Below are 15631 nucleotides of genomic sequence, written 5' to 3'. Positions count from 1 at the left end.
CGGCCGTGACCCGTTGCGGGTCGGCCGCTTGCCCCACGACGGCGCCGCACCTGTGCGGTACCGCGGGTGTCGTTGGCGTATTCACGCCGGTGGTGGGGGTGTGCCGACCTGTTCCGCCTTGCGGAACGACTTCCCACAACCCCCGGACGCCGGGCACCGGCCTCCGGCGGGCGGCCGACCCGCAACCGGGTCCCTGCGTCACGCCACCGCGCGGCGGCGGGCGTACTCGGGGACCGTCCGCATCGGGGGGCGCTCCTCCGTCGCGACCTCGTGGACCCGCGGCTCGAAACCGCCTCCCGGCGCACGGTCGAACTGCGTGAGGACGGGCCGCACGAGATGGCCCCGCGCCAAGCGGATCTGCGCCGTCCGGTAGATCGCCGCCGCCATGCGGCCCAGCGCCTGGCCGTCCTGGTGGCGGTGGTGCCGGACGCCGACGTCGACCTGGGCCAGCGCGTCGAGCCCGACCGTGTTGAGCGCGTCCACCAGCAGCCCGAGCTCCACCCCGTACCCCACGGGGAACGGCAGCCGCTCCAGCAGCGAGCGCCGCGCCGCGTACTCGCCGCCCAGCGGCTGGACGAACCCGGCCAGCTGCGGCCAGTGCAGGTTGAGCAGCGGCCGCGCGACCAGCTCCGTCACCCGGCCGCCGCCGGCCGGGACGACCGTTCCGCCGGTCTCCAGGGGCCGGTCGTACATCGCCTTGACCAGCTGCAGGTCCGGGTCCGTGAGCAGCGGCCCGACGATCCCCGACACGAAGCGCGCGTCGAACTCCCGCAGGTCGGAGTCGACGAAGCAGACGATCTCCCCGCGCGTCACGAGCAGCGAGCGCCACAGCACCTCGCCCTTGCCTGGCAGCGCGGGCAGCCGGGGGAGCACCTCGTCCCGGTGGACGACGACCGCGCCCGCGGCCGCCGCGACCTCGGCCGTGCGGTCGGTCGACCCGGAGTCCAGCACGACCAGTTCGTCGACCAGCGGGACCGCCTCGCTCATCAGCTCGCGGCGGATCGTCCCGACGATCTCCCCGACCGTGGCCTCCTCGTCGAGGGCGGGCAGCACGACGCTGACCGTGCCGCGCGAGCCCGCGGCGCGCTTGGCGGCGAGCAGTTGCGGCAGCGGCCTGTGGTCGGCGGTCCAGGACCGCCGTTGCAGCCAGCCGGCCACCTCGTCGAGCACCGGGTTGCTCCGTTTCTGCCCGTCTCGCAGGACGGACGGCCCATGACCAGGTTCGAGGTCGTCGGTTACAGTCTTGAACACGAGGCATGACCATCGTATGTCCACGGTGATCGCGCCCCGTCCGACAAATGCCCGGGCAGTGCGCCCGGCGCCATACCGCTCATCCAGAGGGGCAGAGGGAACGGCCCGTTGAAGCCCCGGCAACCCTCCCGCCGACCGCGAGGTCCAGGTGGGGAAGGTGCCAATTCCGTCTCACGGCGAGATGCGTCGTGAGGAAGATGAGGAGAAAGGGCCTCGCCTGACATGGCTGCGCAATCCGTTGCATCCGCGTCCACCGATTCCGCCTTCGGCCCCGCGTCCGCGCTCTCCTGCCGCGAGTGCGGCGAGCGCTTCCCGCTGGAGCCCCTCTTCGCCTGCGAGGCCTGTTTCGGGCCGCTCGAAGTGGCGTACGACCTTCCGGGCGGCGACCCCGAGACCCTCCGCAAGCGGATCGAGTCCGGGCCGGACAACATCTGGCGCTACGCGCCGCTGCTGCCCGTCCCCGCGGACGTGGCCTCCAAGCCCAACCTCAACCCGGGCTTCACCAAGCTGGTCAAGGCCGACAACCTCGCCCGCGAACTGGGCGTCACCGGCGGCCTGCACATCAAGGACGACTCCGGCAACCCGACCCACTCCTTCAAGGACCGGGTCGTCGCCATCGCCCTGGAGGCCGCCCGCACCTTCGGCCTCACCACCCTGTCCTGCTCCTCCACCGGCAACCTGGCCGGCGCCGTGGGCGCCGCGGCCGCCCGGGCCGGCTTCCGCTCCTGCGTGTTCATCCCGCACGACCTGGAGGAGGGCAAGGTCGTCATGGCCGCGGTCTACGGCGGTCAGCTGGTCGGCATCGAGGGCACCTACGACGACGTCAACCGCTTCTGCAGCGAGCTGATCGGCGACCCGATCGGCGAGGGCTGGGGCTTCGTCAACGTCAACCTGCGCCCCTACTACGGCGAGGGCTCCAAGACGCTCGCCTACGAGATCTGCGAGCAGCTGGGCTGGCGCCTGCCGGACAACATCGTCATCCCGATCGCCTCCGGCTCGCAGCTGACGAAGATCGACAAGGGCCTGCGGGAGCTGATCGCGCTCGGTCTGGTGGAGGAGAAGCCGTACCGCATCTACGGCGCCCAGGCCGAGGGCTGCTCCCCGGTCTCCACCGCCTTCAAGGCCGGCCACGACGTGGTGCGTCCGCAGAAGCCGAACACCATCGCCAAGTCGCTCGCCATCGGCAACCCGGCCGACGGTCCGTACGTGCTGGACATCGCCCGGCGTACGGGCGGCGCCGTGGAGGACGTCACCGACGAGCAGGTGGTGGACGCCATCAAGCTGCTCGCCCGGACCGAGGGCATCTTCGCCGAGACGGCCGGCGGCGTGACGGTCGGCGTGCTGCGCAAGCTCATCGAGACCGGGCAGCTCGACCCGGCCGGGGAGACCGTCGTCCTCAACACCGGCGACGGCCTCAAGACGCTGGACGCCGTCGCCCCGACCTCCCGCCCCACGGCCACCATCCGCCCGAGCCTCGACGCGTTCCGCGCCGCCGGCCTGGCCGGCTGACCCCACCGCACCGGCTGACCCAGACTGAAGGTGAACCCCGCATCATGAGCGCTACCGTCCGCATCCCGACCATCCTCCGCACCTACACCGGCGGCCGGGCCGAGGTCCCGGCCGAGGGCGGCACCCTGGCCGAGGTCATCGACTCGCTGGAGCTGAACCACCCCGGCATCTCCGCGCGGGTCCTGGACGACACGGGCAAACTGCGCCGTTTCGTCAACGTCTACGTGAACGACGACGACGTCCGCTTCTCCGAGGGCCTGCAGACCTCGGTGGGCGAGGGTGCGTCCGTCTCGATCATCCCGGCGGTGGCCGGGGGCTGCTGAGCCGCACGGCCCGCGGGCGACAGGGGTGCCGGGTACGTCCCGGCACCCCTGTGTGCTTCAGCGGTAGTTGAAGGGCTGTACAGTTGCCCTGAGCGGCCCGCAACTCCCTGCAACGCTCTGCGCAAGCCCCCTTTACCGGGGCGGCCTTGTCGACGATTTATCGCCAAATTCACGCGATGTTTGTCGCGTTGGCGGCTTATGTCCGGTCCGAGTTGCCCCGGATTATTCACCGATCAGGCTCTTCTTCCGATTCCCTGTGCCCGGAATTCTCGTCCGATTGACCTGTTGCAGACAGCGTCCGGACAGATACATTCAGCCGCGGTCGACGCGTTCCGGCGCACGCCCCCTTGGCTGTAGGGGGTGAGGTCTGACCCGGGTCCGCGAGGTGCGGGTCTGCGAAGGGCCAGCAATAGGGGAGTTAGGAATGGCTCAGGGCACCGTCAAGTGGTTCAACGCGGAGAAGGGCTACGGCTTCATCGCGGTCGACGGTGGTGCGGACGTCTTCGTGCACTACAGCGCGATCCAGATGGACGGCTACCGCACCCTCGAGGAAGGTCAGCGGGTCGAGTTCGAGATCTCGCAGGGCCAGAAGGGGCCGCAGGCGGACATGGTCCGTCTCGCAGCCGGCTGACGCGCCGCGCATCGGCCACGGAGCACTTTCGCGTACGGCCGCTCAAACGTACGCGTCGAGGCCCGCCCCCCGCACGGGGGCGGGCCTTCGTGCTGTCCCGCCACCCCCGGACCCGGACCTGCGGGTTGTCCACGGCCACGGCCAAGCGGCTTGCACTCTCCTAGGGCGAGTGCTAATCATTGGCGTTAGCACTCTGACGTTGAGAGTGACAAAGGACCGAGTGGGTGAGGCCCGCACGACCGCCGGAAAGGAACCGGCGGGAGGGCAGGCCGTCCGTCGCGGGCGCCGGCGCGGTCCTGGAGTAATCCTTCCCCGCAGCCCTGTGCCGCGGGGGGACCCCAAGTCCGGGAGGACCACTTCACATGGCCAAGATCATCGCGTTCGACGAGGAGGCACGGCGCGGTCTCGAGCGCGGGATGAACCAGCTCGCCGACGCCGTCAAGGTCACCCTTGGCCCCAAGGGCCGCAACGTCGTCCTCGAGAAGAAGTGGGGCGCCCCCACGATCACCAACGATGGTGTGTCCATCGCCAAGGAGATCGAGCTCGAGGACCCGTACGAGAAGATCGGCGCCGAGCTGGTCAAGGAGGTCGCGAAGAAGACGGACGACGTCGCCGGTGACGGCACGACGACCGCGACCGTCCTCGCCCAGGCGCTGGTCCGCGAGGGCCTGCGCAACGTCGCCGCCGGCGCCAACCCGATGGCGCTGAAGCGCGGCATCGAGAAGGCCGTCGAGTCGGTCTCCGCCGCTCTCCTCGAGCAGGCGAAGGACGTGGAGACCAAGGAGCAGATCGCCTCCACCGCCTCCATCTCCGCCGCCGACCCGCAGATCGGCGAGCTCATCGCCGAGGCGATGGACAAGGTCGGCAAGGAAGGCGTCATCACCGTCGAGGAGTCCCAGACCTTCGGTCTGGAGCTGGAGCTCACCGAGGGTATGCGCTTCGACAAGGGCTACATCTCGGCGTACTTCGCCACCGACCTGGAGCGTATGGAGACGTCCTTCGACGACCCGTACATCCTGATCGTCAACTCCAAGATCTCCGCGGTGAAGGACCTGCTCCCGCTGCTGGAGAAGGTCATGCAGTCGGGCAAGCCGCTGCTGATCATCGCCGAGGACGTCGACGGCGAGGCCCTGTCGACCCTGGTCGTCAACAAGATCCGCGGCACCTTCAAGTCCGTCGCGGTCAAGGCCCCGGGCTTCGGCGACCGCCGCAAGGCCATGCTCGGTGACATCGCCATCCTCACCGGTGGCACCGTCATCTCCGAGGAGGTCGGCCTCAAGCTGGAGAACGCCGGTCTCGACCTGCTCGGCCGCGCCCGCAAGGTCGTCGTCACCAAGGACGAGACCACGATCGTGGACGGCGCCGGGGACCAGGACCAGATCCAGGGCCGCGTGAACCAGATCCGTGCCGAGATCGAGAACAGCGACTCGGACTACGACCGCGAGAAGCTCCAGGAGCGTCTGGCGAAGCTGGCCGGCGGCGTGGCCGTCATCAAGGCCGGTGCCGCCACCGAGGTCGAGCTCAAGGAGCGCAAGCACCGCATCGAGGACGCGGTGCGCAACGCCAAGGCCGCCGTCGAGGAGGGCATCGTCGCCGGTGGTGGCGTGGCCCTGCTCCAGGCGTCCAACGTCTTCGAGAAGCTCGAGCTCGACGGCGACGAGGCGACCGGTGCGTCGATCGTGAAGCTGGCCCTGGAGGCCCCGCTGAAGCAGATCGCCGTCAACGCCGGCCTCGAGGGCGGTGTCGTGGTGGAGAAGGTGCGCAACCTGACCCCGGGTCACGGCCTCAACGCCGCCACGGGCGAGTACGTCGACCTGATCGGCGAGGGCATCATCGACCCCGCCAAGGTCACGCGCTCCGCGCTGCAGAACGCGGCCTCCATCGCCGCGCTCTTCCTCACCACCGAGGCCGTCATCGCGGACAAGCCGGAGAAGGCCGCTGCCCCGGCCGGCGGCGGCATGCCCGGCGGTGACATGGACTTCTGATCCTCCGGGACCAGGACTCCGCACCACGGCAGAAGACCGAGGGCGGTACCCCGCAGGGGGTACCGCCCTCGGGCGTTTCCGGGTGACGTCCGGTCAGGGGACGGCGACCGGCGCGTCCAGCAGCTCGCGCCAGGTGCGCACCGCCTCCGGGTCGACCGGCCCGGCCCAGCCGCCGGGGCGCACCGCGCCCCCGACGTGGAAGGCGTCGATGCCGGCCGCGAGGAGCCGCGGCAGGTGCTCGGCGCGGAGCCCGCCGCCCACCATGAGCTGGGGCTCGCCGGGACGTCCCGCCTCCGCCAGCAGATGGCCGAGCCCGTCGTCCACACCGCGTGCGGAGCCCGCGGTGAGGAAGGTGTCCAGCCCGGGCAGCCCGCGCACCGCCGAGCGCACGGCCTCCCGGTCGGCGGAGTGGTCGATGGCACGGTGGAAGGTCCAGCGGGCCCCGGAACCGATCGCGTCGACGAGCCGGCGCACGGCCGCCAGGTCCGGCACGCCCGAGCCGTCGAGGAAGCCGAGCACGAACTCGTCGGCGCCCTCGCCGCGCAGCTCCGCCGCGGCCACGCAGAGCGCGTCCGCCTCGCGGGTGCCGCCCACGGCGAAGTCGGCGCGGGCCCGCAGCATCACCCGGACCGGGATGTCCACCGCGGCGCGGACGGCGGCGAAGGTCTCCCGGGACGGCGTCAGGCCGTCGGCAGCCATGTCGGTGACCAGTTCGAGGCGGTCCGCGCCGCCCGTGCGGGCCGCGCGGGCGTCGTGGGCGTCGAGCGCGATCACTTCGAAAATTGGTCTAGACATATCTCCAGGGTGTCACATGCGCACGCGTGACCGCGACCCCCCGTACCCCACAATGACCTTCATGGCTGACACCGCTACCGAAACCGGCTCCGCCCTCCTCGCCCGCTGGTGCGACCTGCTGCGCCGCTGCCAGACGGAGTCCGTCGACCCGGTGCCGTACGGCAAGGACCTGATCGCCCGCTGGTCCGAGCCGCACCGCCGCTACCACACCACCTCCCACCTGACCGCCGTCCTCGACCACGTCGAGGTCCTCGCCGGGCACGCCGAGGACCCGGACGCCGTCCTGCTCGCCGCCTGGTTCCACGACGCCGTCTACCGGCCCGACCGCTCGGAGAACGAGGAGCGCAGCGCCCGGCTCGCCGAACGCGCGCTCCCCGAGGCCGGGGTCCCCGACACGATCACCTCCGAGGTCGCCCGCCTGGTCCGGCTCACCGTCACCCACCACCCCGCCGAGGGCGACCGCGACGGCGAGGTCCTCTGCGACGCCGACCTGGCCGTCCTCGCCGGCGACCCCACCGGCTACGCCGAGTACGCGGCCGCCGTCCGCGAGGAGTACGGCTTCGTCCCCGACGACGCCTTCCGCGCCGGCCGCGCCGACGTCCTGCGTCAGCTGCTGAGACTGCCCCGGCTCTTCCGCACCCCGGAGGCGTACGAGCGCTGGGAGTCCACCGCCCGGCGCAACCTCACCACCGAGCTGGAACTGCTCGCCCCGGGCGATGTGGACGACGACGGCCGATGAGTCCGGGGCGTGCGGCCGGTCGTCACCTCCGTGGGGAGCAGCCCGCGGCACGAGACGAAGGGGTACGACAGCGATGACCGACGACACCGACACCGAGGTGCAGGCCGCCGCCGCGGCCGAGTTCCTGGCCCTGGCCGATCTGCTCGAGAGGGCCCCCGGAGCGTGGTGGGACACCCCCTCGCTGTGCGAGGGCTGGCGGGTGCGCGAGGTCGTGGCGCACATGACGATGGCGGCGCGCTACTCGCAGGAGGCGTTCATGGCGCTCCTCGCCGAACACGGCTTCGACTTCACACGGCTGTCCGACGCGGTCGCCGCGCGGGACGGCGCACTGCCCACCGGGGAACTGGCCGGCTGTCTGCGCTCCGAGGTGATGCAGCGGTGGCAGCCCCCGGGCGGCGGCGCCCACGGCGCGCTCAACCACGTGGTGATCCACGGGCTGGACATCACCGTGCCGCTGGGCGCGGAACGCCGCGTCCCGGCGAAGACCCTCGGCATCCTCCTCGACGACCTCACCACGGGAGGCGGGCACGCGCGTTTCGGCGTCGCCGTCGAGGGCCGCCGGCTGCGGGCCACCGACCTGGACTGGTCGTACGGTTCGGGCCCGGAACTGCGGGGCACCGGAGAGGACCTGGCCCTGGCGATGTGCGGGCGCAGGCTGCCCGCCGGGCGGCTGGAGGGCGAGCCGCTGTGAGCGGGGCGGCCGGAGGCCGCCAGGCCGTGTCGTCGCATGCCCTCCCCAACCTTCGGCCGGGGGTGCCCCCACCCAGCGGCGCCCGGCACGGCACTCCGTCGGCGTTCGGCCCTGGGGGACTTGTCGAATCGTCCGGTAGCCCACTACGAGGACGACTCTCCGCCCTGCGATGCACCGCGCCGGGAGGCACCTCCCGGCGGAGCTGGGGGAGCCCGTTCGGCGACGCGGCCTCGCTAGGCCTCGTGCGGCCGGCCCTTGGGGCGGCGCAGGCCCGCCTCGGTGAGGTGGCGCAGCAGTTCCTTGCTGCCGACCTGGACGGCGCCCGCGGCGACGGCCGAGGAGTAGCGCTCGCTGGGGACGTCGTAGTGGTCGCCGTCGAAGGCGCGGCGGGGCGCGCCGATGGCGTCGGCGAAGGCGTGGAGCTCCTCGTAGGAGGAGTCGCTCACCATGTGCGACCACATGCGGCCGTGGCCCGGCCAGGTCGGCGGGTCGATGTAGACGGTCACGTCAGCGCGGCTCGCGGAGAGCGGCGGACAGGCCGCCGACGGGGGCGACGGCCTCGCCGAGCGACTCGCACACCCAGTGCGGGTCGGGGCCGAGTTCGGGTTCGACGTCGAGGGCGTGCGGGTCGGCGCAGCGCGGGCAGAGCGGCCAGCGGCCCATCCGCTCCAGCAGGGCGTCCTTGACGTCCTGGGCGACCAGCCCCGCGACGAACCCGGCGCCGTCCGGCCACTGCTCCACCCACCAGCGGCGCTGGGAGACGGCCTCCTCGACGAGGGAGACGACGTTCGCGTCGGCGACGCCGGTCGCGGCCAGGTCGGCGAGGACGAGCGCGCGGGCACCGTGCAGGGCCGCTTCCAGGCCGGCGGAGGGGCCGGGTGCGTCAGGATCCATGGGCTCCATTGTGGACCAACCCCGCGCAGGCGTTCTTGACGCGGTCCGGAGCTGAAAATAGCTTTCGTCCGTGGCCGAGAAGATGAAGGAAACCTTCAACGCCGGAGGGCTGGCCGCCAAGGTCAGGACCCTGGGCCCGTCCATGACCCGGTCGATGCAGCGCGTCGCGGAGGCCGTGGCCGCGGACCCGGCGGGCTGCTCCCGGCTGACCGTGACGGCGCTCGCCGCCCGTACGGGGACGAGCGAGGCCACCGTGGTGCGCACCGCGCGGCTGCTGGGCTACCCCGGCTACCGGGACCTGCGGCTCGCGCTGGCCGCGCTGGCCGCCCGCGAGGAGGCCGGGGCCCCGCCCGCCGTCACCCCCGACATCGCGGTGGACGACCCGCTGGCCGACGTGGTCGCCAAGCTCGCGCTGGACGAGCAGCGGTGCCTGGCCGACACCGCCGCCCAGCTGGACGTGGCCCAGCTGGAGGCGGCCGTGGGCGCGCTGGCAGCCGCCCGCCGCATCGACGTCTACGGGATAGGGGCGTCCAGCCTGGTCGCCCAGGACCTGGTGCAGAAGCTGCTGCGGATCGGCCTGGTCGCGCACGCCCTGGGCGACCCGCACCTCACCCTCACCAACGCGGTGCAACTGCGCCAGGGTGACGTCGCCGTGGCCGTCACGCACTCCGGCCACACCCACGACGTGGTCGAACCGCTGCGCGCCGCCTTCGACCGGGGCGCCACCACGATCGCCGTGACCGGCCGGGCGGACGGCACCGTCACCCGCTACGCCGACCACGTGCTGCTCACCTCCAGCGGCCGGGAGAGCGAACTGCGCCCGGCCGCCATGGCCAGCCGCACCAGCCAGCTGCTGGTGGTGGACTGCCTGTTCGTCGGGGTCGCCCAGCGCACGTACGACACCGCCGCCCCGGCCCTGTCCGCCTCGTACGAAGCCCTCGCCCACCGCCACAGCCCGCGAAGGAACCATCCGCGATGACGCACACCGAGCTCCGCCGGGAGCTGGACCACCTCGCCACCGAGGCCTTCCGCGCCGAGCTCGCCGAGGTCGACCGGCTTCCGACGCTCGACATCGCCCGGCTGATGAACGCCGAGGACACCACCGTCCCGGCCGCCGTCGCGGAGCACCTGCCCGCCATCGCCGCCGCCGTCGACGGCATCGCCGCGCGCATGGCCCGCGGCGGCCGCCTGGTCTACGCGGGCGCGGGTACCGCGGGACGGCTCGGCGTGCTCGACGCCAGCGAGTGCCCGCCGACCTTCAACACCGCGCCGGGCCAGGTCAGCGGGCTCATCGCGGGCGGGCCGACGGCGATCGTGGACGCCGTCGAGGGCGCCGAGGACAGCAGGGAACTGGCCGCCGCCGACCTCGACGCCCTCCGGATCGGGCCGGACGACACCGTGGTCGGCGTCTCCGCCTCCGGCCGCACCCCGTACGCCGTCGGTGCCGTGGAACACGCCCGCGCCCTGGGCGCCCTGACCGTCGGGCTGTCCTGCAACCCGGGCTCCCCGCTGGCCGCCGCGGCCGACCACGGCATCGAGGTCGTCACCGGCCCGGAGTTCCTGACCGGCTCCACCCGGCTGAAGGCGGGCACGGCCCAGAAGCTCGTCCTCAACATGCTGTCGACGATCACGATGATCAGGCTCGGCAAGACCTACGGGAACCTGATGGTCGACGTCCGCGCCTCCAACGACAAGCTGCGCGCCCGGTCCCGGCGGATCGTGGCCCTGGCCACCGGCGCGCCCGACGCCGAGATCGAGGCCGCCCTCACCGCCGCCGACGGCGAGGTCAAGAACGCCGTCCTCATCGTCCTCGGCGGCGTGGACGCCCCGACGGCCGCCCGCCTCCTGGCGAGCGCGGACGGCCATCTGCGCGCGGCGCTGCTCGCGGCCGTCGCAGGCGACGGCGGCGGCGCCTGAGGGCGGGTGCCCCACGTGATCGCCCGCTCCGTCCGTCAGCCGGCCGAGCCGGGCGGCACGACCCATTGGACCGCCTGGTCCGTCACGGCGGCGATGGTGTCGAAGTCGGCGTCGTAGTGCAGGACGGTGACCCGGTACCGCTCGGCGGTGGCGGCGATCAGCAGATCCGCGATCGAAGCGGCGCGGTGATGCCCCTTATCGGCGAGCAGCGCCTGGATCTCGATGGCACGTGCGCCGATTTCGTCGGTGAGCGGCAGCCATTCGAAGCCGGTGCGGGCGGAACGGGCGCGGGCGTGATCGGTCGCGTTGCGCGTGCTGTACAGGATCTCCAGGTCGACGACGGCGCACGTGGTGATCAGGCCGCGTTCGAGCAGTGGCAGCAGAGCCGCTCTCACCACCGGTTGCTTCGCTCGCGCCCAGACGCTCTTGTCGACCAGATACCGGGTCACCGCCACGCGTCCGCCATCACTTCGGAATCCGTGAGGTCGTCGAAGGCTCCCTCGTCGAGCATCTCCAGGAACCGCCGCCGTTTGGCGGCGGCCACGAATTCCGCCAGGGCGCCGTTGACCGTCGCCCTCTTCGTTGTGGTGCCCAGTATGTCCGCGGCCTCTTGGAGAAGTGCGTCATCCACGTCGATCACTGTGCGCATGATCGCCACCTCCGTATATCAAGGTTGGCCGCATTCATATATCAGGGTAGCCGAAGAGCCGCCGGGAGAGGCGCCGCGTGGAGGACGGCGAGGCCCGAGACCGCGCGGGTGAGCGAGACGTACAGGCGGCGCAGGCCGGTGCGCTCGTCGGGCTCGCCGTCGACCACCGCGGCGGGCTCGTCCAGGACCACGTAGTCGTACTCCAGGCCCTTGGCCAGGGAGGCCGGGACGAGGGTGAGGCGCACGTCGGGCGTGGTCTCCTGGCCGGGGGCCAGGTACGGCACGCCCGCCGCCGCCAGCGCCCCGGCCAGCGCGGGCAGGCGCGCGTCGGCGGCGATCAGGCCGATCGAGCCCTCGCGGTCCAGTGCCTGCCGGCAGGCGTCGAGCACGGCCGGGGTGAGTTCGTCCGCCGGGACCTCGGTCACCGAGAAGGCGCCCGGGTTCTCCCGGACGGAGGTGGCCTCCTTCAGCCCGGGCGCGATCTCCGGGAGCAGCCGGGACGCGTAGGCGATGACCTCCAGCGGGACGCGGAAGCCCTGGGTCAGCTCCTCGATCCGCGAACCCGGCTTGCCGAGGTGCGTGAGCGCCTCCTCCCAGGTGCCGGTCGCCCACGGGGTGGTGCCCTGCGCGAGGTCGCCCAGCACGGTCGCGGAGCCGGTGGAGCAGCGGCGGCCCACCGCCCGGTACTGCATGGGGGAGAGGTCCTGGGCCTCGTCCAGCACGACGTGGCCGAGCGAGGCCGTGCGGTGCACCAGGTCGTTGGCCTCGTCGACCAGCACGGCGTCGGCGGCCGACCACTTCGCGGAGGCGACCGAGCGGGCGGGCTTCTCCCAGAGGATCTCCTTCTGCTCCTCGGCGGTCAGCACGCCCTCCGCGCAGTCGGCCAGGAACTCCGGGTCGGACAGCAGGCGCAGCACGGTCTTCGCCGGGTCCACCGGCGGCCACAGCTCCTTCACGGCCGCCTTGACGGCCGCGTTGCGCGCCACCGCGTCCTGCACCCGGTCGTCGGGGGCCTCCCCGGCCGCCTCCATCCGGACCAGCACGGCGTGCGCGATCCGCTGCGGCAGCGCCTCGCGGGCGGCGCCGTAGCGGATGTCACGCTCCTTCAGCTCGCTTACCAGCTCCTCCAGTTCGTACGCCGGGATGCGCCAGCGGCGCGAGCCGCGCACCACGACCACCGGCTCGGTGGGCGTCCGGATGCCGGAGCGGACCGCGCGCCGCAGCACCTCGGCCATGCGGGCGTCGCCCTTGACGCCGGCGGCGGCCGCCGGGTCGGTGCCCCTGACCGGGACGCGGGCGACCAGGTCGTCGACGGTGGCCTGCTTGACGCTGAGTTCGCCCAGGGCGGGCAGCACCTGCTCGATGTAGTGCAGGAAGGACGCGTTGGGGCCGATGACGAGGGTGCCGGCGCGGGCCAGCCGCTCGCGGTGCGCGTAGAGCAGGTACGCCACCCGGTGCAGGCCGACGGCGGTCTTCCCGGTGCCGGGCGCCCCCTGCACGCAGACCGTGCCGCCGACCCCGGCGCGGACGATCTCGTCCTGCTCGGGCTGGATGGTCGCGACGATGTCGCGCATCGGGCCGACGCGCGGCCGCTCGATCTCCTGCTGGAGCAGCTTGCTGGAGGTCTGCGCCTCGGCCGGGTCGGTGAGGTGCTCGTCCTCGTACGCGGTCAGCTCCCCGCCGGTGTAGCCGAAGCGGCGACGCAGCGCGACGTCCTGCGGGTCGGTGCGGGAGGCCCGGTAGAAGGGCTGGGAGACCGGCGCGCGCCAGTCGACGACCATGGGGTCGCCGTCCGCGTCGTGGACGTGGCGGCGGCCGATGTAGAAGCGGTGGCCCACGTCCTCCCCGCCGAAGGCCTCCCCCTCCTCGTAGTCGAGGCGGCCGAAGAAGAGCGGGGTGTGCGCCAGATCGGCGAGCGCCTTGATGCGCGCGTCGATCTCGGACTGCAGCACCTCCGCGTTCACCCAGTTGGCGGTCACGTCCCTGATGTCGAGGGCCTCGACGTCGGCGCGCATCGCGCGCAGGGCGGAACGGGACTCGGCGAGGTGGGAGCGTTCGCGGTCGAGCGGATTGTCGGCGGTGAGGGACTGTTCCCCTGGCACGGGTTGCCTCCGGCGGCACGTAGGGCATGGCTCAGCCGGCCCCGGACCGGCGCGCGCGGGGGCGCGGGGCGGGGCGCTGTCCTGATACGGATCACGACTCGGGCCGACCGGTTTCCGTCCGGCCGGTGGCGCCGCCCCCGACGGGGGCGGGCGGCAAGACGCAGGATCCTACGCCTCGGTGACGGGCGGCGCTAACCGGATTTCCCTCCGCCCGCGGCCCGGACCTCTGCCCAAAGCGTCACACATGCGTACATTGGGGTCATGGCACGACCAGTGGTCTCCCGTATCCACGGCAGCACCGCCATCGCCGAGGACACCGGACACCGGCATCCGGTCCACCCCGTCGGGGACGCCCTGCGCGCGGTTCGGGTCTTCGTCGCCACGACCTTCCGCGTCGTGGTGCTGGGCCAGGACGGCGCCGCCGCGCGCGACTGACGCGGCGGGCCTCCCGGGCGCGGCCGCTACAGGAGTTCGTCCGCGTCGGCGATGCGGTACGCGTACCCCTGCTCGGCCAGGAACCGCTGCCGGTGCGCGGCGAAGTCCTGGTCGATGGTGTCGCGGGCGACCACGGAGTAGAAGCGGGCCTCGTGGCCGTCCGCCTTCGGCCGCAGCACCCGGCCGAGCCGCTGCGCCTCCTCCTGACGGGAACCGAAGGTGCCCGAGACCTGGATGGCGACCGTCGCTTCCGGCAGGTCGATCGAGAAGTTGGCCACCTTGGAGACCACGAGCACCGAGATCTCGCCCCGCCGGAAGGCGTCGAAGAGCTTCTCGCGCTGCGCGTTCGTCGTCTCGCCCTTGATCACCGGCGCGCCGAGGTGCTCGCCCAGCTCGTCGAGCTGGTCGATGTACTGGCCGATCACCAGCGTCTGCTGCCCGCGGTGCTTGGCGACCAGCGCCTCGGTGACCTTGCGCTTGGTCTCGGTCGTCGCGCAGTAGCGGTACTTCTCCTCCGGCTCGGCGGTCGCGTACGCCAGCCGCTCGGAGTCGGTCAGGTTGACCCGCACCTCCACGCAGTCGGCGGGCGCGATGTAGCCCTGCGCCTCGATCTCCTTCCACGGCGCGTCGAAGCGCTTGGGCCCGATCAGCGAGAAGACGTCCGACTCGCGGCCGTCCTCGCGCACCAGCGTCGCCGTCAGGCCGAGCCGGCGGCGGGCCTGCAGGTCCGCGGTGAACTTGAAGACCGGCGCCGGCAGCAGGTGTACCTCGTCGTAGACGATCAGGCCCCAGTCGCGCGAGTCGAAGAGCTCCAGGTGCGGGTAGACGCCCTTCCGCTTGGTCGTGAGCACCTGGTACGTGGCGATGGTGACCGGGCGGATCTCCTTGCGGGTGCCGCTGTACTCGCCGATCTCGTCCTCGGTCAGCGAGGTCCGCTTCACCAGCTCGTGCTTCCACTGCCGGGCGGAGACCGTGTTCGTCACCAGGATCAGCGTCGTCGCCTTCGCCTGCGCCATGGCGCCCGCGCCCACCAGCGTCTTGCCGGCGCCGCAGGGCAGCACGACCACACCGGAGCCGCCGTGCCAGAAGCCCTCCACCGCCTGCTCCTGGTAGGGGCGGAGCTTCCAGCCGTCCTGGTCCAGCTCGATCGGGTGCGCCTCGCCGTCCACGTAACCGGCCAGGTCCTCGGCCGGCCAGCCCAGCTTCAGCAGCACCTGCTTGATCTGGCCGCGCTCGGAGGGGTGAACGACGACCGTGTCGGGGTCGAGCCGGGCGCCCACCAGCGGCGCGACCTTCTTCGAGCGGAGGATCTCCTCCAGCACCGGACGGTCCGTGGTGGTCAGCACCAGGCCGTGCGCCGGGTGCTTGCTCAGCGTCAGCCGGCCGTAGCGGGCCATCGTCTCGGCGACGTCCACCAGCAGCGCGTGCGGCACCGGGTAGCGGGAGTACTGCACGAGCGCGTCCACGACCTGCTCCGCGTCGTGCCCGGCGGCGCGGGCGTTCCACAGCCCCAGCGGCGTGATCCGGTAGGTGTGGATGTGCTCGGGCGCCCGCTCCAGTTCCGCGAAGGGGGCGATGGCACGCCGGCACTCGTCGGCGAGCTCGTGGTCGACCTCCAGCAGCAGGGTCTTGTCGCTCTGGACGATCAGGCAGGACACGCAAACCTCCGCGAATGGGCGGGCCGGGACCGGGAGAGGGGCCGGGCTGAAC

General features: G+C 72.4%; 17 protein-coding genes and 1 riboswitch. Of the genes, 9 read left to right on the top strand and 8 right to left on the bottom strand.

What is annotated here, in order from left to right:
• Window positions 1-198 precede the first annotated feature (198 nt).
• A complete protein-coding gene (locus ACFW3D_RS09340; protein WP_500503238.1) occupies window positions 199-1170 on the bottom strand; it encodes a glucosyl-3-phosphoglycerate synthase in 972 nt (323 codons plus the stop codon).
• A gap of 157 nt (window positions 1171-1327) precedes the next feature.
• Window positions 1328-1455: riboswitch (SAM riboswitch) on the top strand.
• 18 nt (window positions 1456-1473) lie between these two features.
• Between ACFW3D_RS09340 and thrC the strand changes: the two genes are divergently transcribed.
• The 4 genes from thrC to groL all read left to right on the top strand — a co-directional run bounded on the left by thrC (window position 1474) and on the right by groL (window position 5699).
• On the top strand, window positions 1474-2760 hold the full coding sequence (gene thrC, locus ACFW3D_RS09335) for a threonine synthase (RefSeq protein ID WP_500503126.1): 1287 nt from the start codon (window positions 1474-1476) through the stop codon (window positions 2758-2760).
• Window positions 2761-2804: 44 nt separating this feature from the next.
• Complete coding sequence (locus tag ACFW3D_RS09330) at window positions 2805-3083, top strand: MoaD/ThiS family protein (RefSeq protein ID WP_500503124.1); 279 nt, start codon at window positions 2805-2807, stop codon at window positions 3081-3083.
• Window positions 3084-3507: 424 nt separating this feature from the next.
• A complete protein-coding gene (locus ACFW3D_RS09325; protein ID WP_005486335.1) occupies window positions 3508-3714 on the top strand; it encodes a cold-shock protein in 207 nt (68 codons plus the stop codon).
• A 362-nt stretch (window positions 3715-4076) separates the two neighbouring features.
• Window positions 4077-5699, top strand: a complete 1623-nt coding sequence (groL, locus tag ACFW3D_RS09320) for a chaperonin GroEL (RefSeq protein ID WP_500503122.1) — start codon at window positions 4077-4079, stop codon at window positions 5697-5699.
• Between the two features lie 93 nt (window positions 5700-5792).
• On the opposite strand, the gene ACFW3D_RS09315 is transcribed toward groL, so the two are convergent.
• Window positions 5793-6494, bottom strand: a complete 702-nt coding sequence (locus tag ACFW3D_RS09315; RefSeq protein WP_500503120.1) for a copper homeostasis protein CutC — start codon at window positions 6492-6494, stop codon at window positions 5793-5795.
• Window positions 6495-6546: 52 nt separating this feature from the next.
• Between ACFW3D_RS09315 and ACFW3D_RS09310 the strand changes: the two genes are divergently transcribed.
• The gene (locus ACFW3D_RS09310) at window positions 6547-7233 is read left to right on the top strand and encodes an HD domain-containing protein (protein ID WP_500503118.1); all 687 of its coding nucleotides are present in this window, start codon (window positions 6547-6549) and stop codon (window positions 7231-7233) included.
• A gap of 73 nt (window positions 7234-7306) precedes the next feature.
• Window positions 7307-7924: a maleylpyruvate isomerase family mycothiol-dependent enzyme gene (locus tag ACFW3D_RS09305; protein WP_500503116.1), complete on the top strand. Its 618-nt coding sequence runs from the start codon at window positions 7307-7309 to the stop codon at window positions 7922-7924.
• 233 nt (window positions 7925-8157) lie between these two features.
• Here the strand turns inward: ACFW3D_RS09305 and ACFW3D_RS09300 are convergent, their stop codons facing one another.
• Window positions 8158-8430: a DUF4031 domain-containing protein gene (locus ACFW3D_RS09300; RefSeq protein ID WP_500503114.1), complete on the bottom strand. Its 273-nt coding sequence runs from the start codon at window positions 8428-8430 to the stop codon at window positions 8158-8160.
• A 1-nt stretch (window position 8431) separates the two neighbouring features.
• Complete coding sequence (locus ACFW3D_RS09295; RefSeq protein ID WP_500503112.1) at window positions 8432-8818, bottom strand: DUF8819 family protein; 387 nt, start codon at window positions 8816-8818, stop codon at window positions 8432-8434.
• An 82-nt stretch (window positions 8819-8900) separates the two neighbouring features.
• On the opposite strand from ACFW3D_RS09295, the gene ACFW3D_RS09290 reads away from it, so the two are divergent.
• Together ACFW3D_RS09290 and murQ are read left to right on the top strand one after the other, a co-directional pair.
• Window positions 8901-9797, top strand: a complete 897-nt coding sequence (locus ACFW3D_RS09290) for a MurR/RpiR family transcriptional regulator (protein ID WP_500503236.1) — start codon at window positions 8901-8903, stop codon at window positions 9795-9797.
• Window positions 9794-10735: an N-acetylmuramic acid 6-phosphate etherase gene (gene murQ / locus ACFW3D_RS09285; RefSeq protein ID WP_500503110.1), complete on the top strand. Its 942-nt coding sequence runs from the start codon at window positions 9794-9796 to the stop codon at window positions 10733-10735. The genes ACFW3D_RS09290 and murQ overlap by 4 nt, the downstream gene beginning before the upstream one ends.
• 35 nt (window positions 10736-10770) lie before the next feature.
• Here the strand turns inward: murQ and ACFW3D_RS09280 are convergent, their stop codons facing one another.
• The 3 genes from ACFW3D_RS09280 to ACFW3D_RS09270 are packed head-to-tail and all read right to left on the bottom strand — an operon-like array spanning window position 10771 to window position 13486.
• Window positions 10771-11190 carry a PIN domain nuclease gene (locus ACFW3D_RS09280; protein ID WP_500503108.1) on the bottom strand — a complete coding sequence of 140 codons (420 nt, stop codon included), beginning with the start codon at window positions 11188-11190 and terminating at the stop codon, window positions 10771-10773.
• A complete protein-coding gene (locus tag ACFW3D_RS09275; protein WP_500503106.1) occupies window positions 11181-11384 on the bottom strand; it encodes a type II toxin-antitoxin system VapB family antitoxin in 204 nt (67 codons plus the stop codon). Before ACFW3D_RS09275 ends, ACFW3D_RS09280 begins: the two co-directional genes overlap by 10 nt.
• Window positions 11385-11425: 41 nt before the next feature.
• Window positions 11426-13486 (bottom strand): HelD family protein, encoded by a 2061-nt coding sequence (locus ACFW3D_RS09270; RefSeq protein WP_500503104.1) that lies wholly within the window; start codon window positions 13484-13486, stop codon window positions 11426-11428.
• A gap of 261 nt (window positions 13487-13747) precedes the next feature.
• Here ACFW3D_RS09270 and ACFW3D_RS09265 point away from each other — a divergent pair, with 261 nt between their 5' ends.
• Window positions 13748-13921, top strand: coding sequence for a hypothetical protein (locus ACFW3D_RS09265; protein ID WP_500503102.1), 174 nt, complete (start codon window positions 13748-13750; stop codon window positions 13919-13921).
• Between the two features lie 26 nt (window positions 13922-13947).
• Here ACFW3D_RS09265 and ACFW3D_RS09260 read toward each other — a convergent pair whose 3' ends face one another.
• Window positions 13948-15579, bottom strand: a complete 1632-nt coding sequence (locus ACFW3D_RS09260; RefSeq protein ID WP_500503100.1) for a DNA repair helicase XPB — start codon at window positions 15577-15579, stop codon at window positions 13948-13950.
• Window positions 15580-15631 lie beyond the last annotated feature (52 nt).

The organism is Streptomyces sp. NPDC058864 (genome assembly GCF_042742985.1).
GTDB lineage: Bacteria > Actinomycetota > Actinomycetes > Streptomycetales > Streptomycetaceae > Actinacidiphila.
The sequence above is the reverse complement of the archived record's forward strand: the minus strand, read 5'-3'. Positions and strand labels throughout refer to the sequence as shown.

What these genes read in the sequence shown, in the direction of transcription:
- ACFW3D_RS09275 (WP_500503106.1), bottom strand. Translation starts at nt 11,384, where the DNA reads ATGCGCACAGTGATCGACGTGGATGACGCACTTCTCCAAGAGGCCGCG.
- ACFW3D_RS09310 (WP_500503118.1), top strand. Translation starts at nt 6,547, where the DNA reads ATGACCTTCATGGCTGACACCGCTACCGAAACCGGCTCCGCCCTCCTC.
- thrC (WP_500503126.1), top strand. Translation starts at nt 1,474, where the DNA reads ATGGCTGCGCAATCCGTTGCATCCGCGTCCACCGATTCCGCCTTCGGC.
- ACFW3D_RS09290 (WP_500503236.1), top strand. Translation starts at nt 8,901, where the DNA reads ATGAAGGAAACCTTCAACGCCGGAGGGCTGGCCGCCAAGGTCAGGACC.
- murQ (WP_500503110.1), top strand. Translation starts at nt 9,794, where the DNA reads ATGACGCACACCGAGCTCCGCCGGGAGCTGGACCACCTCGCCACCGAG.
- ACFW3D_RS09265 (WP_500503102.1), top strand. Translation starts at nt 13,748, where the DNA reads ATGGCACGACCAGTGGTCTCCCGTATCCACGGCAGCACCGCCATCGCC.
- ACFW3D_RS09325 (WP_005486335.1), top strand. Translation starts at nt 3,508, where the DNA reads ATGGCTCAGGGCACCGTCAAGTGGTTCAACGCGGAGAAGGGCTACGGC.
- ACFW3D_RS09330 (WP_500503124.1), top strand. Translation starts at nt 2,805, where the DNA reads ATGAGCGCTACCGTCCGCATCCCGACCATCCTCCGCACCTACACCGGC.
- ACFW3D_RS09305 (WP_500503116.1), top strand. Translation starts at nt 7,307, where the DNA reads ATGACCGACGACACCGACACCGAGGTGCAGGCCGCCGCCGCGGCCGAG.
- groL (WP_500503122.1), top strand. Translation starts at nt 4,077, where the DNA reads ATGGCCAAGATCATCGCGTTCGACGAGGAGGCACGGCGCGGTCTCGAG.
- ACFW3D_RS09315 (WP_500503120.1), bottom strand. Translation starts at nt 6,494, where the DNA reads ATGTCTAGACCAATTTTCGAAGTGATCGCGCTCGACGCCCACGACGCC.
- ACFW3D_RS09295 (WP_500503112.1), bottom strand. Translation starts at nt 8,818, where the DNA reads ATGGATCCTGACGCACCCGGCCCCTCCGCCGGCCTGGAAGCGGCCCTG.